This window comes from [Scytonema hofmanni] UTEX 2349, assembly GCF_000582685.1.
In the GTDB taxonomy this organism is placed as follows: Bacteria; Cyanobacteriota; Cyanobacteriia; order Cyanobacteriales; family Nostocaceae; genus Hassallia; species Hassallia hofmanni.
The window spans coordinates 1,146,240-1,167,357 of sequence record NZ_KK073769.1 but is presented as its reverse complement, the minus strand read 5'-3'; the positions used below and the strand labels follow the sequence as shown (position 1 = coordinate 1,167,357).

The following is a 21,118-nucleotide window of genomic DNA, read 5'->3' as shown; positions in this document are numbered from 1 at the left end:
CTGGTGACTGGGGACAAGGAAGCAGGGGAGGCAGGGGATGCAGGGGAGGCAGGGGGAGATGAGGCAAATAGTTCTTTTTTCCCAATGCCCAATGCCCCATGCCCAATGCCCAATGCCCCATGCCCTAATCTTCATCCACTTCCGGTTCTTCTAACGAATCAGGTGTAGTTGTATCTGACACTTCTACAACTTCTTCTGTGAAGCGGATAATTTGACCATCAAAAAAATTCGCAATATATCGAGCTGCGATCGCCACTTTATCAGCATTTTCCATATCATCAACGGTTGCTGATGGGGAAAGCGGTGGAGGCATTTGCACTGCTTGGGGAACTGAAGGAGATTCAGTTTTTGCAGGAGGTTGTTTTGCTGGCACCGTTACTTCTGCTGCCGGCGGTGTTATGTTATCGCTTTGAGTTTTGGTTTGATAATTCGGTGGAGGCTCCGCTTTAACGCTGTTAGGCTTTGGGGGGGCAGAAGGTGGTGAACCGTTGATTAATTCTAGATTTACTTTTATCTGACGCTGGAAAGCCTTTTCAAAGGCTGTGGTAATTAACTGCGGCTCTGCCTGAAACTTTTTATACCAATGCGGAGATTTGATTCCAATCCGGGCAGCATTACCATCAAACTCTATCAGATGGCACATTTGACTCAGCAATGAACGTTTAGGAAGTGGTAGGTCACTCACTACCTTTTGCCAAGTTTCTGCAAGTGAAGCATCGTTGGATTCCGGAGGGGTTTCTGGTGGGGGACTGGGAGAAGCCTGCTGTGGGGGAGATGAGGGAGTTGAGGGAGTTGAGGGGGATGAGGGAGTGGGGGAAAGATGATTGCTTGGTGATGCTGTTGGGGTAGCGATGGGTGCTAGGTTTGTAGGTGCGGGTTGAATGTTGGCACTGGGTAATAAGCCTAGCAATGTTACTTCTAACCACAAACGCGGCTGAGTGGTGTTTTTGATTTGCACTTCAGCGGTTCGTAGGTGTTGCTGTCCTGTCAAGATTGTAGTTATGTCTAACTTTTGAACGAATTCAACGATCGCTTTCCAAGTTTGGTCTGTACAAGTAACTAAATCTTGGCGTTTGGGTGCACTTTTAGCGATGAGTAAATCGCGGTAGAATGCGGCAAGATTCTGAAGAATAGTTAAAGGTTCGCGACCACGGTCAAGGACTTTGCGGGTGCTGTCAAGAACAGCTTCAGGATTATTGTCAGTGATCGCGTTCACCAATACCAGCAAATCTTGTTCGCTTACCGAACCGACTAAATCCCAAACTCTCTCTGGTGTCACTTCACCGGCTAATAGTGCTAATTGGTCGAGCAAACTTTCTGCATCACGCAATCCACCTTGAGCAATTTGGGCAACTAATTTTACAGCGTCTCCAGAAATATTGATATTTTCTTGGCTGGCGATCGCTTTTAAATGCTTCACCATTGCTTCTACTTGAATTCGCCTAAAATCAAACCTTTGGCAGCGAGAAATAATCGTTGGTAAAACTCTTTGCGGGTCTGTTGTCGCTAAGACAAAGACAACGTGCCTCGGTGGTTCTTCTAATGTCTTTAGTAGCGAATTAAATGCCGCATTACTGAGCATGTGACAATTATGGACTAACAGACCGTTAGCCACAAAGTTGTGATTATGCTCAACTTCAATATCATAAACTTGCTCAACTCCAGCGAGGTGCACAGATTCGACCGTTTCCAAACTTGTAGTCCATTGCGGGTATGGAATATTCGTTGTAAGCGCTTTAGCGCTTATTTTAGGCACTAAAGTGCCTACTACGAGCCTAAATTTAGCATCCACACTCGCAGGGGATAGTATCTTCGCTCCTTTTTTCAGGTGTTTTGCTGGTATCCATCCGTCAACTGTCCTGATTAAATGATTACCCGTACATCTGATTTCTTGGTTTGTTGTCTTGATAACCAGAGTCTGACGTTTTCCCTGGTCTAACCATCTGACAACTTTTTGGAATTCCCACTTTCGATTTGCATCATTGTAACTGAGAACCTTTTTACCCTGAATGTTAGAGTCATCAATCCTAACAAGACCTTCACTGGTTAAAACTAGAGAGTCTCCTGTTAAACACTCATCAATGACATAAACTTTATAGCGACATTGAACCGGGGCAAACTGCGCCTTTTCAATGAGTTCGCGGATATTATCGACACCAGTATTACTGGCGGCATCAATTTCAATTACATCTAGAGAATAGCCTTTAGTGATACCCTTACAGACATCGCAGATGCCGCAAGGTTCTGCTGTGGGTTTGTCACTATTAAGACAATTGAGGGATTTGGCGAGAATTCTGGCACTCGAAGTTTTCCCGGTACCTCGTGGACCAGTAAATAAATATGCTGGGGCTATTTTAGCTGTACGAATGGCGTTAGTGAGAGTAGAGGCGATCGCCTCTTGACCCACCAGTTCAGCAAAACTCTTTGGGCGATACTTGTGGTGCAGCGGTTCGTAAGACATGGAATTGAAATGTCAATGCCAATTTAGGGGACTGGTTGTACTGGGGACTAGGGATTGGGGAATTACCGCGTTTCCTTGGTTAATTAGTAGCACTCAAAAGAGTTTGCATGAAACCATTTTAAACTTACCGCCCAATGTTTAGGATACCTAAATTGCCGCTAATAATTGTCTTCCTTCTTCCTGGACTTTAGACTAAAAGTTAATTTTCATATTGTTTCTGAGGCTCTAAAATACTCACCGAAAGATCAACCACTTGGGTATCTGAAGCTGTCAAGACCGCAACAACTGGTTCGCATCTGTCTACCTTGCCATCGTCTTGGGTATCCTTAACTTTGGTTTGGCTTAAAACCATTGCCACCAGCACAAAAGTTCCGCCAATCAGACCGCTTATTCCTAACTTCTCGCCAAGCAGCAAAAACGAGAATATTGCTGCGAAAACTGGCTCAAGGGTGTAGAAGAGCGCTGCTTCAGAAGCCGAAACCGAACGTTGAGCAATCGCTTGCAACCAAGTATTTACAGCAGTACCAATCACACCCAGGTAGATGATGGCAGGGAGGTTGTTATGTATTACCTCAAGCTGCCCAACTAGTTCAGGACCTACCCAAAATGCACCCAGCAATGTTATGACCCATAGCTGAATTGCGGTTAGTGCTTGAGATGGGTGGTGTCGCGTAGCAGACTCTAGTACCAGCAGGTAAATTGAGTAGACGAAGGCTTCGCAGAACATTAAGAGATCACCGATAACTAAAGCTCCACTTTCCCAAGACATTACCCCAATACCACTGAAAGCAAGGAAGGCAGCAAGGAAAGTCTTAGGTCGTAAGGGCTGACCGAGGAGCAACCCCAGTAGTGGTACTAAAATTGTGCTCAGGCTAGCAATAAATGCTGCTCTGTTGGCATGTATGGTTTCTAGCGCCACTGCTTGGGTAGCAATGGAGCTAAAGAGTAGAAGTCCTAATAGCAAGCCATCCTTTAAGAGTTTACTGTTTATACTGCGTAACTGGGGTGTAAAAATCACAGATGCCATCCCAAACCGAACAGCAATTAATGCAGCTGGCGATATGCCCCTGACAGCATCCTCGACCAAGGGGAACGTCGTACCCCAGATTAGAGTGATAACAACTAGCAGTATTAAGCCCTGAATATACGAAGCTTTTTGCACTGTTTGATAATGTTTTTACTTAAGAGTTCATTTTTTCTAACTTTAACAGAAACTCACAAACAGAATTTGACCGAAAATATGGGATACAAGCCCCGTCCTTCAATGAGCCGGCTTTTTATTAATTTTTAATTTCCTAATCAAATCTCTAAGCACATCAGATTTTGTCCTCCCAGACGATTCGCAGTACTCTTCAAGATGTGCCAGTTCTTCTTCTGTTAGTCGAAAAAATACACTTTTATTCATTGTATTTGTATGTCGATATGATATACAATAATAGCAGGATTAAAGGAAAAACAATGAAAGCCAGATATGAATATCGTTTCTATCCAACAGACCAACAACAATCATGGCTGTCTCAATTGTTTGGTTGCGTCCGTGTGGTTTGGAACGATGCCCTGGCTATCTGCAAGCAATCAGAAAAGTTGCCAAGCAATAACGACTTGCAAAAATTAGTAATCACTCAAGCAAAGAAAACTGTTGAGCGACAATGGTTGTCTGAAGTTTCTAACGTCCCATTACAACAGTCTGTAGCTGATTTGGGCGTTGCATACAAAAACTTTTTTGATTCTTTAAAAGGGAAACGCAAAGGTAAAAAAGTTGGTACTCCCAAATTTAAAAAGAAAACCAATCAGCAATCAGCACGGTTTAGAATAGTATGTCAAAACAAACTTGAAGTCCCTAACTGCCCTACGTGATTTTTTTACCAAGCCCCTTTAATCGAGTAGTATTGGGTCATAGCCTATTAGCAAGACATCTCTTTTTCCTTGATGGCAGTTATCTTCGGACTCTATTGGAGTAACTGCGTGCATGGTACGAGGTTCTTCAAAGTAAATAGAGTCAAAATGAGTTAACTGAGTCCATTGATGTAAGAGTTGTTTCCTATCGTCATACATCAGGAAAGTTCCTCCACTAATATTTTCTCGTTGAATAAGGTGTTGACTAGTTAACATTTCTCCATCTTGATGGATACCTTCAGGTGTAGGTAAACCTACGATACCTGGTTCCGCTATAATACGAAGCTGATGAATTCCCACTTTCCAAAGAAGCCCGATAAATTCTTCTTTAATAAAGAATTGCTTAAAGTTGAAGAGAATCAATTCTTTAAAGAAAATGTTATTAATTGTGTGAGGATGTAGCGGGGCAAATACTCGCTCTATCCCACCATTCATTAGATTGTAATCCTTGCTTTGAAAGTAACTCGTATTAGGCTGGTATTCTAATTCACCAGTCAGGGGTTGAAAATTGAAAGTACCGAAACGTCGAAAACGATATTTTCCATTATCTGCCATGCATTCATCAAGTACTAAATCATCCCAGGTCTTCATGAATATATCTTTATGAAATTCAAGACTCTTATCGAAAAAAAAGTCTTCGCCAGAAATACAAGAAAAACCTTTCTCAAGAACTTCAGAGCAAATATTCTGATTTACACATATAGCATTCATAACTTCACTGATTCGATTTATTAGCTTTGAGTTAATCATTATTCCAACGGATTTGTTCTAAATTCTTACCAAGCCCTTTGGGGCGGGAACAGGGAACAGGGGGAAAATTGACCCCCTCGTGAACGGTTACCCGAAAAATGGATGAGATATGAAGCAATCAAACTAACCCGCTTTTGTCACTTTCGGAAAACAATAATCGAAGCGAAATCCTGTGACAAAACAGGGCTAATGAAAGTAGATGTAACTTTTCTCATTTGCCATAATATTCTCAAACCAGAAGTCACCATGTACTTGTGTATAAGGAACTTTGTAGTTTGCTAGCTTGGTACATGCTGCCTTCGATTAAGTTTTGACAAGATTGTCACAAGGCTCACTAAATCCGTACTCTTCAAGTTGACTGTCCCGCCGCACATCACAGGTTACGCAGTGAAATGAACCACCAAACGTATACACATGACGGAAATCAACAGGAATCACCTCAAATCCCAAATCTTTTAGGAGTTTCTGCGTCGGTTCTTCTTGCTTTTCCACGACAACCCGTTTTGTATCTAAGCAGAGAAGATTCATACTAATCCACTTGCTAGCAATGGGAAGTTTCCAAGAGTCTGGCGTGGTGGGTTGTGTTGCTTCGACCAAATCCCAACCAGCTTTCTTGAAGATTTCACTTTGATAACATGGTCTTTCCGGGTTAACTAGGGCTAATCCAGGCTTTAGGGGCATAAGGCTTGCATCAATGTGCATTGGATTGAAATCCTTGAACTTGAGTATATGAACCCTAAACTGGTCGCCCAGATGCTGCTTGAGCCAAGTAATTCCTATTTCGTTCGTGACGTGAGTGCGCTGTACAAATAGATCGCGCCCACAACGGATAATATCAGCAGCATCAAAGCAGGGTTCAAACTCCGTGGTTACATACCGTCCAATTTCAACCAATGCTTCCTGCTCTTCTGGCGATTTGGCAGCAAACTCAAAATCGTAGAGTTCATCTGACATTAAGGGTTTTGGAACTGCTGTCCATTTGGCTCCTCCTAAAAGGTACTCTTTCATCAAGGAACGATAAGCACGATATTCAAAAAAACGCGATCGCCACGCCATCGGAGCCTCGATAATTTCATTGCCGATCACAATCAGGACATCGCGAGGCATGGCAGCATACAACCCAGAAGCTTCAAAATCTGGAGTTTTATACAACTGAGAAAAGTCAATTCTATCTGGTCGCCGCACGGTTACACCTTCGGCTTCTAAAATCTTGCAGAACTCATTGAGTTCTTTTGACGCTGCCTCAACAAGGTCTTCAGAGAAAGGTTGACCTCCATACTGTTGAAAAAAACTCCAGTATCTGGGTGGCGCATCCACCTTAACATTCGCTTCAAATTGAGGTACGGCAGCGCCTTCAACTCGACCGACAATGACTTCTTGCAGAGTGTCCCATTCATTGTAGCTGTTTACTACACAGAGCTTTCTGTCAGAAATTGTGCTTGGATCTGTTCTTGATGGTAAATCTGTTATCATCTTGTGGTTTTTTCAACTTTCAAGATATTACTCCTTTCCGGCACATTGGCAATCAGGCAGGCAACAAAATTCATTTCATATAGATTGTTACGATTTATTAATTTTTAATTTAGAAATTCTAATTCCCAAAGCGCTTAAGCGATCAAGTGTGTCGTAGACATCGCTACAATCTTAAAATAACCAACACTCAGGGGTGTAGCAGATGCTCAATAGGCTCCTTCACTGGCTTAAAAGGTTTTTTCAACGCTTGTTTGGCAAAAAGCAGACTTCATCGTCATCTGTGGCTGATGTTCAAAAACAACCTGCTCCACCCCTGACAGATACGGATCTGGAATTTCTCTTCAGCGAACTTTTAGAAGGTGTACATCAAGCACGAGGGCAAGCTTGGGCGCTGAAGTGGCTAGATAATATTGAACATCGCATCTCAACTGAACGTTGGCTGGAATGGTTACAGCACTTTAGTGAAAAATTGCTCGCTTCCCCTGCACCTAATAATGAATTAGCATCTCGCATGGTGGATCTGGGTGAGTTGGAAGTGGGCGGAGTCGGCGATGCTGCTTATGATATTGGAATGCGGCTGTTGACACGCAATGTAAGTGAACCAGTATGGGAGTATGACGGACCAGATGGGATCAAGACCACTCCTCTACCCAAACAAACGAATCAAGCAACAGAAAGCACCGCAGAATTAGAAACTCTGCCGAAAAAAGAATTAGCAACCAATCCTGCACCCCCAGAAGAGTCAGAAATTCTGCCGGAGGAAGAGTTGCAAACCGTCACTCTAGACGAGTTGTTTGTGATGTTGCAGCAGGATGAAGGCTTACGTAAGCAAATTTCCCAACAGTTAGGAATTGAGACAGACGATCCGCAATTGATTGTCCAGGAATTGTTTAATCAATTTCAAGCTGGTAATAAATAGGACTGGAGACTGGGCAATGGGCAATGGGCAATGCAAAATAAAGAAGCGGCTGTAAGTGATGCGCGTTCTATTCTAATAGGATTTTTTCTATGCCAATGCCCAATGCCCAATGCCCGATGCCCGATTCTCTTTTATAATCTACTAGGTTTTTACGTGATGGTTGCTTTTTTTAACATAGCCCTCGTTAAAATCTATGAGAAACAACATCCAGAGTGCGGCAGATGCTCAAGCGGCTAATACAGTGGCTGAATAAATTTTGGAAACGCGTCTTTGCCAGGAAACGGACACGTTCTCAAAACCGGATCAAAAGACAAAATGTGGTGCATCAAGCACCGGAACTGACAAACGCCGATCTTGAAGTCTTGTATAACCAACTGCTAGAAGGCGTATATCAGGTACGAGGACAAGAATGGGCGCAGAAATATCTGCAACGGATGGAAAATCGGATTAGCATTGATCGCTGGCTTGATTGGTTGCTGAGTTTTGGCGAAAAATTGTTAGCATCACCTGCACCGAATAATCAGTTAGCAACGCGAATGGTGCAACTAGGTGAACTTGGTGTCGGCATAATTGGCGATCTTTCTTATGATATTGGTATCCGATTGTTGACGCGGAACTTAGGGGAAATTTATTTTGACGAAAACGAAGAAGATGCTGAACATACAACGTCTACAGCAATTCTCACCTCTATTGAAATTGGGTCTGGGGAAAACTTTGAAGAACTGGAATGGGATTATGAAGCACCTGAAACTGTAACTAGTACTGAGGATGTGCCAAGCGCTTCCGCAAAGGGAGGAAGAATAGAAAACGGCGAATTAGTATGGGAGTTTCAAGCACAAGAAGTTGAAAGTAGAACGTTTACACCAGAGGAAACTCAAAGCGAAGAAGAATTGATAGAGAACTTCGGCGAACTGGTATGGGAGTATCAAGCGCCAGAAGTTGAAAGTATAACACCTGTTGTGGAAGAGGTAATAAGCGATCGCCTAATATCTATTAGCGAAACGTTGATGGAAAACAGCCCAGAAGCAGGAGCAGAAAGAACTTGGGATGAGTCGTTAGCACATTTAGAACCAGATGTAGCCCAGACACTTGATGAGTTGTTGGTCAGATTAGACCAAAGTACCAGTTTAGTCCAGCAACTTGCTTCCGGACTGGCAATTCAACCATCTGAATCAACACAACTAATTAGTACTGATACTCAAGCGCAAGAATGGTTTTATCAAGGACTTCAGCGAGCCAAAACTGGTGATTTGTCAGGGGCGATCGCTTGTTACGATCAAGCTTTACAAATTAACCCATCGATGTATGATATTTGGTTTAACCGAGGTTTGACATTATTTCACTTAGGAGAGTTTGAAGAAGCGATCGCCTCTTATGACAGAGCGCTGTTAATCAAACAAGACTCTCCTAAGGCTTGGTACAATCGAGGCGGTATCTTAGGCGAATTAGGACAATTTGAAGAAGCGATCGCCTCCTTGGATGTCGCACTGGAAATTCAGCCAAACTACGAAGAAGCTTGGTCTAGCCGAGGTTTCGCACTACTGAAATTAGGAAGGCTATCAGAAGCTGTTTTTAGTTACGACAAAGCACTCGAATTGCAACCAGACGACCCTCAAAATTGGTATTACCGAGGAATTGCACTTGCCGTAGATCAACGAAACTCCGAAGCGATCGCCTCTTACGATAATGCACTTTTAATTGATCCAGATTATCCTGAAGTCTGGATCGACCGAGGGGTAGTGCTAGGACAACTAGGACAATGGTCAGAAGCAATTGAGTCTTGGGATAAAGCTTTAGAAATTCAACCGCATTTTTACTTAATTTGGTTCAATAGAGGTATCGCCTTAGACAACTTAGGACGGCGAATTGAAGCGATCGCCTCTTATGACAAAGCGATAGAAATCAATCCGGAATTTCATTTAGCTTGGTACAACCAAGCAGTAGCGCTATTTCATATCGGAGAATTTGTACAAGCGATCGCCTCTTATGATGGTGCTTTGCAACTTCAACCAGATTATTGGGAAGCTTGGATTGGTAGAGGTACATCCGCAGGAATGGCGGTAAATCCGACTTTGAAAGAAGGCGATTATGATGCAAAATTGATCAGTTACGAAGCTGGATTGGACTATGTTCGCCAAGATACACACCAAGAAGGTTGGGGAAGATTACATTTAGCGATCGCCAACTCACATTACGACCGAGGAAAAAGATATCCCACACCCAGCTATTATTGGCATCAAGCCGTATCTGAGTACAATCAGGCGCTTTTAACCCTCACACAAGAAGATTTTCCCCAACTGCATCTAGAAGTATTGCAAAACTTCATTAAAGCGGTTATGGGTTTAGGGGAAATCACATACGCACAAGACTTATTACAATACGCTACAGATGTATGGCAACGTTTATTAAATGAACCAAGTTCTGAAGAAAGTAAAAAACAATTAGCTTTGAAATTTGCTAGTTTTGGACAATTAGCAGTTGATTTAGCCGCACAATCTGGCGAATTGCGACAAGCTTTAGAAATTGCCGAATACAACAAAAATGCTTGTTTAACTTGGCTGATTTTTGGTTGGACTGATGACATCGACTCACCCAATTATCCAGAAATTCAACAACTTATTAATCCCACAACCGCAATCATTTACTGGCACATCAGCCCTTGCGCTTTACGCACATTCATAATCAAAGATAATGCCCCAGAACCCGTCCCCGTCTTTACACCCATAATGAGTGCCGGAATAAGTGATGATTTTCCCGTACCTGAAGCCATGCAAATTTTGGTGGAATTAGAAGATTGGCTAGAGGATTGGAATCAACAATATCAAGAATATCGCAGCTTAGATCAAGACAAACAAAGCAAAGATAATCATTCCTGGTTAGTGGATATGGAACAGAGGCTTTTATATCTGAAAAATATCCTTAATATTTCCACTATTGAACACGAGCTTGAAGGTATCAACCAACTAATATTAATTCCTCACCGCGACTTACACAGATTTCCTCTTCATGCCCTTTTCAATATTTATTCTCAGGAAGAAGAATCGCCGACAAATGCAAATTACACAATTACCTATTTGCCAAGTGCTAAAATTGGCTTGTCTCTAAATTGCCAACTAGAACCCCAGGCAAATGAAGAGAAGTTATTAAGTATTGAACATCCCAACAGTACGGATTATCCGCCATTAAAATTTGCCAAACTTGAATCGGAAACTATTAGCCAAATGTTCGATAATTCCAAACGTTACCAAGGAGCACAAGCGACAAAAGATGTAGTGGAATATGCGTTATCCTGTGATTACAATATATTTCATTTTACAGGTCATGTAACTGACAACTTTATTGAGCCGAAAAAATCACAACTAGTATTATCAGATGAAGATAAACTAACCTTAGAAGACCTCTGTCAAAAGACACTCGCAAGCTACAATTTAGTTACTCTATCAGCTTGCGAAACTGCTATTACTACCAAACAAAATATCACCACCGAATATCTAGGTTTAGCGAATGTTTTTTTAACTCGTGGTTCGGCTCATGTAATTACTACCTTGTGGACTGTAGAATCAACTGCAAATGCCTTATTGATGATTGAGTTTTATCGACGACGGCAGCCAGATAAATTAGAAGCAACAGCCTTAGCAGAAGCCGCAAACTGGCTGAAAGAGCTAACAGTTGAAGACTTGAAAAATTGGTATGAAAATTTACTAAATACGTTGCCTGCCGATGAATTTAGAATTAAAGCCTATTTAGCAACAGAAATGTATAGAACTAGAAAACTCGCAGCAGATGAAAAGCTTTACAATCACCCTTACTACTGGGCAGCATTCACAATTGCAGGTAAACTAATTACCAAAATGAAACAATCAGATGATCTAGAACATTTTTACGCCCTAATACTCGACGAAGAATTTTAAGAATTTCTTCGTAGTGAGCGATTCATCGCTCAACCCCTTAACCGCTCACTACAACAAAAAATGTCTTAAGGTATCTTTCTAATGATATTCCCAGAAACTTTAACTGAGGATAATTTTGCTGACGGTTTGAACTTTCTGATATCACAAGATCCAGACTTAGCGAAAATTTTCACTCGCTTGGGTACACCACCGCTTTGGATACGTGAACCCGGTTTTTCCACACTTATTCAAATTATTTTAGAACAACAAGTTTCTCTCGCATCGGCAAAAGCAGTTTATACTCGTTTGCAAGCAACTATATCTCCAATTACTCCAGAGCTATTTTTGCAACTTGATGATGTGGAAATCAAACAAATTGGATTTAGTCGGCAAAAAGCTCTTTACGCACGCACATTAGCACAATCTATCATTGCAGGACAACTTGATTTATCTAGCTTCAGCATGATGGATGATGAAGAAATACGCACTGTGTTAAAAAAGCTCAAAGGTATCGGCGATTGGACAGTTGATATATATTTAATGATGGCACTCAGGCGACCAGATAGTTTACCTAAAGGTGATTTGGGGTTAATATTAGCAATACAGAAAGTGAAACGATTAGAACATCGTCCAAAACCAGCAGAAATTGAACTTATAGCTGAAATTTGGCGACCTTGGAGAGCAGTAGCCACCCGCTTATTATGGCATTATTATTTAAATCAGCGAAGGACACTCATTTAGTATAGATAAGCACAAACTATAGTGCTTTTCATAAATATTGAACGAATATAACTATATAGCTACTTTTAACCCCAAGTATCAATAAAAAGCTTAGTCGCCATAAAGTTTATCGTCTAAGTTGGCAGCCAAGGAGCCGTGATATACTGCACCAATGAAGTTTGCCAGGGGATCGCTACTGGAATTGGGGAGGGGGTTGGGATCTGGTGATTTCTGGGTACGTGCAAGCTGCTGAACATACCGCAACACGTCTGCAAGCTGCTGCTCTGGTAGTTGTTCAATCGCTTCAAAAATGGCTTGTTTGGTTGTCATCAGAAAAATGGGTAGAAACCCCGTGCTTCTAGCACGGCTTTACATTATTGTTTTATCAAAACTAAGCTTTCCCCCCAATAACCGTCTTCAGGGCAAGTAAATAGCAGTCTACAATAGTAGCCTAAAGAAGGATTATGCCCAAACAAGCGATTATATGACTTCAACTGCTCTTGTAAAAACTGAGTACGAAGCGATTATTGGTCTAGAAACCCATTGTCAACTAAGTACTAACACCAAGATTTTCTCTAATAGTTCTACGGCTTTTGGTGCTGACCCCAATACTAACATTGACCCGGTTTGTATGGGTCTACCTGGGGTATTACCCGTACTCAACGAAAAAGTATTAGAATATGCTGTGAAAGCGGGTTTAGCCCTAAATTGCCAAATCGCTAAATATAGCAAGTTTGACCGCAAACAGTATTTTTATCCCGATTTACCGAAAAATTACCAAATTTCTCAATATGACTTACCGATCGCTGAACATGGTTGGTTAGAAATTGAGTTAGTCGATGCTGATGGGAATCCGCTGCGGAAAAAAATCGGCATCACTCGTCTGCACATGGAAGAAGATGCGGGAAAATTAGTCCACGCAGGAAGCGATCGCCTTTCTGGTTCTACTTATTCTCTGGTAGACTACAATCGAGCCGGTATACCTTTGATCGAAATTGTCTCCGAACCAGATTTGCGTTCCGGACAAGAAGCGGCTGAATATGCTCAAGAATTACGCCGCATTGTCCGCTATATCGGTGTCAGTGATGGTAACATGCAAGAAGGTTCTCTCCGCTGTGATGTGAATATCTCTGTGCGTCCCATTGGACAAAAAGAGTTTGGCACGAAGGTGGAAATTAAGAACATGAACTCTTTCAACGCCATTCAAAGAGCTATAGAATACGAAATTGAACGCCAAATAGCCGCAGTAGAAGCAGGCGATCGCATCATCCAAGAAACTCGTCTTTGGGAAGAAACTTCTCAACGCACTATTAGTATGCGTGTTAAAGAAGGAAGCAGCGATTATCGCTATTTCCCGGAACCAGATTTAGCACCAATTGAAGTCACAAAAGAACAATTAGCATCTTGGCATAGTACACTACCAGAATTACCAGCAGCAAAACGCCATCGTTATGAATCTGATTTGGGACTTTCACCTTACGATGCACGGGTATTGACTGAAGAAACTACTGTTGCTGCTTATTTTGAAGAAGCGATCGCACTTGGGGCAAATCCTAAACAAGCTGCTAACTGGATTATGGGTGATATCGCTGCCTACCTCAACAAGCAAAAACTCAGCATCACCGAAATTGCCCTTACTCCTACCAACTTAGCAAAACTTATCACCCTCATTGAAAAGGGTACCATCGGCAGTAACAAAGCGAAAGAGAAATTACCAGAGTTGCTAGCTGGTAATTCTCCCGATGAAGTATTCAAAGGTGAAGAGAAAATCTCTGACGCTAGCGTACTCGAACCCATTATCGACCAAATTATTGCCGCCAATCCCAAAGAACTAGAAAAATACAAAAGTGGTAAAACCAACCTCAAAGGCTTTTTTGTTGGACAAGTTCTCAAACAAACTGGTGGACGTGCTGATCCGAAACTGACTAACGAATTAGTAGACCAAAAGTTGAATAACTAGTAAAGGAGACAAGGGGGACAAGGGGGACAAGGGGGACAAGGGAGACAAGGGGGACAAGGGGGACAGGGAGAATTTAATACTCTCCCCCTCCTCCCCCATCTTCCTCATCTCCCCCATCTCCCCTTCCCCCTCTTCACTGTATTTTCCCGGATAATTCTTCACAATAGCTTGATAAAAACTACATCAAAGATGGGTGTTACACCTCAGTCCCAAAATGGTATAATGTGATAATTAGATGCACCCTGATGATCTGGAGAGCTACCCAAGTGGCTCTTCTTTTTCTTTTTTATAATTCTGGGAGAAATTGCGTCATATCATGGAAACGCAAATCATACATACTGTCAAGACCTAAGGAGTGGAACTTCTCTGCGACGGTAGGTAGATTTTTGTTACTGTTAATTAAACGGAAATTGCATCAAAAGATTTTCGCCAAAAACTTGATAGGGGGTATTGCACCTCACCCCACATGTGGTACTATATGTTAAGTAGATGCACCCTGATGATTTGGAGAGCCACCCCAAGTAGCTCTCCTTTTTCGTTTTTGTGGTTTGGGGGAAATTGCATCAAAAGATTTTTGCAAAAAAATTGATAGGGGGTATTGCACCTCACCCCATATGTGGTACTATATGTTAAGTAGATGCACCCTGATGATTTGGAGAGCCACCCAAGTAGCTCTCCTTTTTCGTTTTTATCCTAAACTTGCCAGCGTTTCAAATAAGCAAGTTATTAATAACTAACAAATTACTGCTTAGAGATGACGAAGACTTGATATAATCGCCCCTCAAGCAAAGAGTAATAGTTGTTAGGTAAGAATAATGAATGACTGGCAAGAAATTACTGGTGGTGTGACAGCACCTAGAGGTTATCGAGCAGCAGGAATTACCGCAGGTTTAAAAGCTTCGGGTTTGCCGGATTTGGCTTTGATAGTATCAGATGTAGAAGCGATCGCAGCTGGTGTATTCACCACTTCTCAAGTAAAAGCTGCCTGTGTAGATTATTGTCGCCAACGCTTGCAAGCAAAGCATAGCGCTCGTGCTATTCTTTGCAATGCGGGACAAGCAAATGCGGCAACGGGTAATGAAGGCTGGTTAGATGCTTTAGAATGTGCGATGCTATTAGGGCAAGAGTTAAATATGCCTTCAGAATCGATTTTGCTTGCTTCTACAGGTGTAATCGGTCAAAGAATTAAGATGGAACCTTTGCGGACTGGGATTGGTAAGCTGGTGGCAGCATTATCAGAAACAGGTTCAGATGCAGCCGCCGGCGCGATTATTACCACCGATTTAGTCACAAAATCCATTGCTTTAGAAACAAGTATAGGCGATCGCCCGGTGCGAATTGGTGGCATTGCCAAAGGTTCGGGAATGATTCATCCGAATATGGCAACTATGTTAGCATTTGTTACTTGTGATGCCGCAGTTGCACCGACTCTGTGGCAACAAATGTTAAGTCGTGCAGCAGATAGAAGCTTTAATTCAATCACCGTGGATGGCGATACTAGCACCAATGATAGCTTGATAGCGCTTGCCAACGGTCAATCTCGCACTCCAGCAATTACCGAAATGGGTGCAGAAGCGGAAAAATTAGAAGCGATGTTAACAGCAGTATGCCAGCATTTAGCGAAAGCGATCGCTCGTGATGGTGAAGGTGCAACTTGTCTAATTGAAGTGCAAGTTAGTGGTGCAAGTAATGAACAAGCAGCTAATCAAATCGCCAAAACCATCGTCGGATCATCTTTAGTTAAGTCTGCCATATTTGGACGCGATCCAAACTGGGGACGCATCGCTGCTGCTGCTGGACGTGCAGGTATTCCATTTGAGCAAGAAAATCTGCAAATTAAATTAGGGGATTTCTTGATGATGGAGAATGGTCAACCAATACCATTTGATCGTACAGCAGCGAGTGCTTATTTGAAAGAAGCAGCAGCGAATGCTTTTAAACCACAGACAAATATGAGCAATGATTTGTTAGGCGAGAGTCCTTCGGACACGCTTCGCGAACGCAGTACAATTAAAGCTCAAAGCCTAGATAATCCCGTGATAATTGCAGTCAGCGTTGGTAATGGACACGGTTCGGGTAAAGCTTGGGGTTGTGATTTGAGTTACGACTATGTGAAAATTAACGCTGAGTATACAACTTAATGCACCCAACGGAATAGTTCACTTTCTTTATTTGTGCCGATTAAGTAATATCATGTCCGCCAAATTACCCATAATAAAAGAACCCCACCCCCAACCCCTCCCCGCAAGCGGGGAGGGGAGCTAAAGCGCAGCTTTGGCGGGGTGGGGTTCCGGGTCTGTTTGCTTAATTGCCCGGACATAATATAATATAAATCGGCACTTTCTATCACCCATCTTAACTAGTCGTTCAGCAACAGACTCTTCCGTGCCGTTATATTGAATCCAAATTTTACATATACGTTTATCTCACTCAACCGAGAACCGCTATAGTACAGCATGAGCGTAAAAGCGTAGCGTTTTTTTAACGCAGAGGAGCGCAGAGTGACGCAGAGTTTTTGTGATAAATTTTCGTCATACCATTTCTGTGTGAAGATGCGCCTAATTTAGCCCACGCAGGTAAGCTTCGTTCGTTTAGCCGCGAGTTTACTCGTCGGGTTATTAAGCGCAGCCTCATAAAGAATTGGTATCAGGAATTTATGCTCTTGTTGTACCAAGTACAGCATGAGCGTAGAAGCGTAGCGTTTTTAAATGCATCGGGTTGCGATCGCATTATAGTGTTTACTAGTCTCCTGAGGTACAAATTTATCTGCGTCCATCGGCGTTTATCTATCTTCATCTGCGGTTAATTCTTTTTTTCTGTACAAAATTCACTCCGCTTCCCCAATGAGAGTAAAAGCTGCCCAATCAACGGGATTCGGACTCTTTTTCATCGTCGTCAACATTGCTTGTCGCAGTGCTTGCGCTTTGTCAGGGCTTTTTTGAAGATTTTGAGAAAATTCTGTCATTAACTCTTCGCTACAGAAACGTTCTCAGCGCTTTACCCAAATACTCGTACTGTTCTGGTGTATTGTAAATTTGCGCCGAAACCCTGACTAATAACTTCGGTTTTTCCTGCCAGGGAATCACTTGCACTTGAATCCCAAATCTATCAAATAATTCATCGTGCAAAGCCATAAAATTGCGACTTTCCAACACTTCTGGCATGGGAACAACTGCCATAGAACCAATCATCTCATCTGGACACGGCATCGACACATTCAACGCTTCACAAAGTAACTGTCTTGCCTGCAATGCTAGCTGATGATTTCGCTGTCTTAATTCATTCCACCCACCAGGTAACAGAGAACCCATAAAAGCGATCGCTTCCGGTACGCACATATAAGCTGTAGGATCGTCTGTACCCATCCAATCAAATTCCAACTGAAAGCGTGATTTATCAGTTCGTGGTGAGTTTGTACCGTGGCTAATTGTCAACGGACGAATTTCTAACTGTTTATCGCATCGTACATACAAAAACGCCGCACCTTTCGGCGCACACAACCATTTATGACAATTTCCGGTGTAATAAGTCGCCCCAATTTCTGATAAATTTAAAGGAAGCATTCCCGGCGCATGGGCACCATCTACAAGGGTATCCACACCGCGCTGTTGCAACTCTTTTACCAACTGCTGAATCGGGAAGATTAACCCAGTTTGGCTGGTAACATGATCCAAAAGTGCTAATCGCGTTTTTGGTGAAACCTGTTCAATTACCGCTGATAAAATTTGTTCTGACGATTCTAAAGGAAAAGGAATTTTTGCCACCACCACCCGCGCTCCAGTGCGACTAGCGATAAAATCTAAAGCATTACGGCAAGCGTTATATTCGTGGTTAGTTGTGAGAATTTCATCTTCTGGATGAAAGACAAGCGATCGCAATACACAATTAACGCCAGTCGTCGCATTTGGAACAAATACCAAATTTTCGGCATCCGCACCCACAAACACCGCTAGTTTTCTCCTTGCATCATCCAGCAACCCTTCCCACTCCCTGCCAAAAAAGCGCAGAGGTTCATGTTCCAACTGTTCCCGTAATCGTTGTTGCGCTTCCAGCACAACTTTAGGACAAGCACCAAAGGAACCATGATTCAGAAACGTTACCGATGAATCAAGCAACCATAACTGCTGAAAGGTTGAGGATTGAAGTTTGAAATTATTTTTTTCACCCTTCATCCTTCACTTTTTACCCTTTACTTAACTCCCCAGGCCGGATTCGAACCAGCGACCAATCGATTAACAGTCGATCGCTCTACCACTGAGCTACTGAGGATCACATTTTTTTATATTAAGGGTAAAGATAGGATTTGGCAAGTACCTGAGCGAAATTTTTTCAAAAAACTTTTTGCAAGATACTTAGAGTCCATAATCCTTTGCATCCAAACCCAATGACAGAGGTAACTTGGCGATAAATTAATGTTAATATTTAATTTACTCCCATTCGCAATTGCGCCAGACGCTGCCGCGCTTTGGGATCAATAGAATTTGCGAGAAATCTAGTTTTAGATTGTTTTTTTGTTTGATACTTTTGCCGCGATCGACACACCGTGGCTTCCACTTCCCAACATAGTTTTTGAGCGGACAACCATTCAGCACCATAACCTAGTATCATCAACTGTTGTGCTCGGTCTGATGTGGCAACAATTACGCGAGATAATGAAGAGCGCAAAGACGCACAGGTTTTTTCGATGTATGTGTCAGCAGTCTGTCCAAAATCAGTGTAATGAACTGATAAAAGCTGTGTAATAACTTCTTTATTGCTAGAGGAATTTTGATATTGGGCATCAAACACGATTTGAGTCTCATAACCCTCAAAAGCAGTGTAACTGATTAAAGTTTCAATCAATTCGCCGCGTGCTGCCTCTAATCCAACATGGTCACGGGTTTTTTTCAGGCAATGCCAGGTGCCAATTATATTGTAGCCGTCTACTAACAAAACGGCTGAAAGTGAGGAGGGGGGCATGGTTTTTAATCACAATTATCTAGAGTTAACAAAATTCATTCATAACTTTTATAGTAGTTGAAGCAGTACTTGTAACTCTATGTTACAGAAAACAAAAAATGTAGATCAATTGTCTAAAGTTGCTGTATAAACTGAAAACGCGCCTTTTTAGAGGCGCGTTGCAGTTGTTTTTAATTACTAATCAATTATTAGCTTGGGATAAAACAAAGCTGGACAACTAGATATTAAGAGGCTTCGTCGTGTACCGATACATTTTCGTTAACAATTCCCAACGCATGTTAACAAATACTCAACCTAAGATTCTCTCTTAGCCAGGGCGTATCAAACTATGCACAAGGTTTACACCTCGCGCACTTTATATTTTGTCCTGGTGCTTGGTTTTCGCTACTCATGGACGAAACAGTAAATATTAGTATTTTTTTTGACGCTGTTACCTACTTGTTTTACAGAGGTAAGGTTTACCAAAAAGGTTTCTAACCTTGATATTTACTGTTTACAAGCATTGAAGCTATACGCAAATTATAGCATTTGTTGAAGATAAGAGAGCTTTCACATCAACTAGCTAGCATCCTCCATCAAACGTTGTTTTAGACGTGAAGCTTCACCTTTATCCACTAAAGAGCCTTTTTCTAGCAAAAAAGCGCCATCACAGTAATTTAACTCGTCTAGGCGATGCGTTACCCAAAGAGCCGTCATCTTGCGACTCTTGACTAAGCGCTGTACTTGAGCTACTAAGTCCAGTTGACTATCTGGATCGAGTAAAGCAGTAGGTTCATCCAATAGTAAAACTTCACAGCGACGAGCGATCGCACCAGCAATTGCCACTCGCTGCTTCTGTCCACCACTCAAAGCATAGATGGGGCGTCGTTGCAATGAAAGCAAATTCACTGCCCCCAGCGCTTCCTCAACCCTTGCTCTGACTACTTTTGGCGGCAATTTTTCTTCTACCAATCCAAAAGCCACATCTGCACCAACAGTTGGCATTACCAATTGATGATCCGGATTTTGGAAGACAAAGCCAACCGGATGCAAAATCCGAATTTCTCCAGACTGAGGTGCTAATAATCCCGCAAGTAATCTAAGCAAAGTTGATTTGCCACTGCCATTAGTACCCAAAAGCATCCAAAATTCACCTTGAGGTACTTCTAAAGAGCAAGATTTGATAACTTTCTCTCCATTAGTCCAACTGAAGTTTAAATCCTTTACCTCAATGCCCAATTCCGCCATTTTTATACCGCCGATGGCTTATTCAGACGCTAGGGCAAAGAAACCAGGTGGTCTAGAACCACCAGCAGCTACACCATCTTTCTGAGATATTTGTACCCCAGAAATTTCACTAGCACGGACGGCAATTTTTTTCTCTGTCTTGCCCTCACATATTAGTTCCACAATATCAGGATTGCCGGAGCGCATCGCTGCCAAAATCAATTGGTAAACAGCTTCAGCATCCTCAGATGTCTTACGTTGTACTGATACCGGGAAAGGCGTATTTCTTAAGGTCAAATCGATTGTGAACATGAATCGGTTAATGAAATTTAACTGTAGCAATCATTTTAACGTGTGGGCAATGCCCATTGCCCATTGCCCCTTGCCCCTTATAAATCTTAAATAAATATAAATATTACATTCAGTTAAAAATTGTGTAGAAAAATGAGAAAGAATAGTTATAGAATAATGAGACACAGTAAAAAATTGTAAACTGGATTAATAACCCAGTTTGTGTTCTGTCTTATAGATAGCAGTAAAATCGCAATCTATAGATAGAGAAAACCTGAACTTATAAACTTTTGGAGATTTTCTGAAATGACCATCGCAGTAGGACGCGCCCCCAGTAGAGGGTGGTTTGACGTACTAGACGACTGGTTGAAGCGCGATCGCTTTGTATTCGTAGGTTGGTCAGGGATATTATTATTCCCAACCGCCTTCCTCGCATTAGGCGGTTGGCTCACCGGTACAACATTCGTCACTTCTTGGTACACCCACGGATTAGCCTCATCATACCTGGAAGGCTGTAACTTCTTGACAGTAGCAGTATCGACCCCAGCAAATAGCTTGGGACACTCTTTAATGTTACTGTGGGGACCAGAAGC

Annotated in this window: 19 protein-coding genes, 1 tRNA gene and 2 pseudogenes; 9 read left to right on the top strand and 13 right to left on the bottom strand. The window is 42.2% G+C overall.

Annotated elements, in window-relative coordinates; all coding sequences use genetic code 11:
- The first annotated feature begins 3 nt into the window (after positions 1-3).
- Entirely contained in the window at positions 4-168 is a 165-nt protein-coding gene (locus tag TOL9009_RS48180) for a histidine kinase (RefSeq protein ID WP_186227765.1), read from the top strand.
- Here the strand turns inward: TOL9009_RS48180 and dnaX are convergent.
- From dnaX to TOL9009_RS44145, 3 genes are all read right to left on the bottom strand, one after another.
- Entirely contained in the window at positions 125-2,461 is a 2,337-nt protein-coding gene (gene dnaX / locus TOL9009_RS0135365) for a DNA polymerase III subunit gamma/tau (protein WP_029638190.1), read from the bottom strand. The genes TOL9009_RS48180 and dnaX overlap by 44 nt on opposite strands.
- A 199-nt stretch (positions 2,462-2,660) precedes the next feature.
- Positions 2,661-3,623, bottom strand: a complete 963-nt coding sequence (locus TOL9009_RS41555) for a DMT family transporter (RefSeq protein ID WP_063628736.1) — start codon at positions 3,621-3,623, stop codon at positions 2,661-2,663.
- A gap of 99 nt (positions 3,624-3,722) precedes the next feature.
- Positions 3,723-3,866, bottom strand: a complete 144-nt coding sequence (locus TOL9009_RS44145) for a ribbon-helix-helix protein, CopG family (protein ID WP_072022215.1) — start codon at positions 3,864-3,866, stop codon at positions 3,723-3,725.
- 53 nt (positions 3,867-3,919) lie between these two features.
- Between TOL9009_RS44145 and TOL9009_RS0135355 the strand changes: the two genes are divergently transcribed.
- Positions 3,920-4,318, top strand: coding sequence for a helix-turn-helix domain-containing protein (locus tag TOL9009_RS0135355; RefSeq protein ID WP_029638187.1), 399 nt, complete (start codon positions 3,920-3,922; stop codon positions 4,316-4,318).
- 18 nt (positions 4,319-4,336) lie between these two features.
- Here TOL9009_RS0135355 and TOL9009_RS0135350 read toward each other — a convergent pair whose 3' ends face one another.
- On the bottom strand, positions 4,337-4,948 hold the full coding sequence (locus TOL9009_RS0135350) for a 2OG-Fe dioxygenase family protein (RefSeq protein WP_186227764.1): 612 nt from the start codon (positions 4,946-4,948) through the stop codon (positions 4,337-4,339).
- Between the two features lie 462 nt (positions 4,949-5,410).
- Entirely contained in the window at positions 5,411-6,580 is a 1,170-nt protein-coding gene (locus TOL9009_RS41550; RefSeq protein WP_084763449.1) for a hypothetical protein, read from the bottom strand.
- 202 nt (positions 6,581-6,782) lie between these two features.
- Here TOL9009_RS41550 and TOL9009_RS0135340 point away from each other — a divergent pair, with 202 nt between their 5' ends.
- The 4 genes from TOL9009_RS0135340 to TOL9009_RS0135330 all read left to right on the top strand — a co-directional run bounded on the left by TOL9009_RS0135340 (position 6,783) and on the right by TOL9009_RS0135330 (position 12,130).
- The gene (locus TOL9009_RS0135340) at positions 6,783-7,499 is read left to right on the top strand and encodes a hypothetical protein (RefSeq protein ID WP_029638183.1); all 717 of its coding nucleotides are present in this window, start codon (positions 6,783-6,785) and stop codon (positions 7,497-7,499) included.
- A gap of 30 nt (positions 7,500-7,529) precedes the next feature.
- Positions 7,530-7,736, top strand: coding sequence for a hypothetical protein (locus TOL9009_RS46605; RefSeq protein ID WP_144238459.1), 207 nt, complete (start codon positions 7,530-7,532; stop codon positions 7,734-7,736).
- Positions 7,721-11,410: a CHAT domain-containing protein gene (locus TOL9009_RS41545; RefSeq protein WP_063628735.1), complete on the top strand. Its 3,690-nt coding sequence runs from the start codon at positions 7,721-7,723 to the stop codon at positions 11,408-11,410. The genes TOL9009_RS46605 and TOL9009_RS41545 overlap by 16 nt, the downstream gene beginning before the upstream one ends.
- 81 nt (positions 11,411-11,491) lie before the next feature.
- Positions 11,492-12,130: a DNA-3-methyladenine glycosylase family protein gene (locus tag TOL9009_RS0135330; protein ID WP_029638181.1), complete on the top strand. Its 639-nt coding sequence runs from the start codon at positions 11,492-11,494 to the stop codon at positions 12,128-12,130.
- 90 nt (positions 12,131-12,220) lie between these two features.
- Here TOL9009_RS0135330 and TOL9009_RS0135325 read toward each other — a convergent pair whose 3' ends face one another.
- Complete coding sequence (locus TOL9009_RS0135325) at positions 12,221-12,439, bottom strand: hypothetical protein (RefSeq protein WP_029638178.1); 219 nt, start codon at positions 12,437-12,439, stop codon at positions 12,221-12,223.
- Between the two features lie 154 nt (positions 12,440-12,593).
- On the opposite strand from TOL9009_RS0135325, the gene gatB reads away from it, so the two are divergent.
- Positions 12,594-14,069 carry an Asp-tRNA(Asn)/Glu-tRNA(Gln) amidotransferase subunit GatB gene (gene gatB, locus TOL9009_RS0135320; RefSeq protein ID WP_029638176.1) on the top strand — a complete coding sequence of 492 codons (1,476 nt, stop codon included), beginning with the start codon at positions 12,594-12,596 and terminating at the stop codon, positions 14,067-14,069.
- 815 nt (positions 14,070-14,884) lie between these two features.
- Complete coding sequence (argJ, locus tag TOL9009_RS0135315) at positions 14,885-16,210, top strand: bifunctional ornithine acetyltransferase/N-acetylglutamate synthase (protein WP_029638174.1); 1,326 nt, start codon at positions 14,885-14,887, stop codon at positions 16,208-16,210.
- A gap of 120 nt (positions 16,211-16,330) precedes the next feature.
- Here argJ and TOL9009_RS50655 read toward each other — a convergent pair whose 3' ends face one another.
- The 7 genes and pseudogenes from TOL9009_RS50655 to TOL9009_RS0135285 all read right to left on the bottom strand — a co-directional run bounded on the left by TOL9009_RS50655 (position 16,331) and on the right by TOL9009_RS0135285 (position 20,546).
- Complete coding sequence (locus tag TOL9009_RS50655; RefSeq protein WP_398345603.1) at positions 16,331-16,471, bottom strand: hypothetical protein; 141 nt, start codon at positions 16,469-16,471, stop codon at positions 16,331-16,333.
- 425 nt (positions 16,472-16,896) lie between these two features.
- A pseudogene (locus TOL9009_RS44140) lies at positions 16,897-17,037 on the bottom strand (CHAT domain-containing protein); the annotation flags it as partial.
- A gap of 7 nt (positions 17,038-17,044) precedes the next feature.
- The gene (locus TOL9009_RS0135305; protein WP_029638171.1) at positions 17,045-18,241 is read right to left on the bottom strand and encodes an aminotransferase class V-fold PLP-dependent enzyme; all 1,197 of its coding nucleotides are present in this window, start codon (positions 18,239-18,241) and stop codon (positions 17,045-17,047) included.
- A 25-nt stretch (positions 18,242-18,266) separates the two neighbouring features.
- A tRNA-Asn gene (locus tag TOL9009_RS0135300) sits at positions 18,267-18,338 on the bottom strand.
- Between the two features lie 153 nt (positions 18,339-18,491).
- A complete protein-coding gene (locus TOL9009_RS0135295; protein ID WP_029638169.1) occupies positions 18,492-19,028 on the bottom strand; it encodes an NYN domain-containing protein in 537 nt (178 codons plus the stop codon).
- A gap of 558 nt (positions 19,029-19,586) precedes the next feature.
- Positions 19,587-20,255, bottom strand: a complete 669-nt coding sequence (locus TOL9009_RS0135290) for an ABC transporter ATP-binding protein (protein ID WP_029638167.1) — start codon at positions 20,253-20,255, stop codon at positions 19,587-19,589.
- Positions 20,256-20,273: 18 nt separating this feature from the next.
- A complete protein-coding gene (locus TOL9009_RS0135285) occupies positions 20,274-20,546 on the bottom strand; it encodes a hypothetical protein (protein WP_029638165.1) in 273 nt (90 codons plus the stop codon).
- Between the two features lie 285 nt (positions 20,547-20,831).
- Here TOL9009_RS0135285 and TOL9009_RS49915 point away from each other — a divergent pair.
- A pseudogene (locus tag TOL9009_RS49915) lies at positions 20,832-21,118 on the top strand (photosystem II D2 protein (photosystem q(a) protein)); the annotation flags it as partial.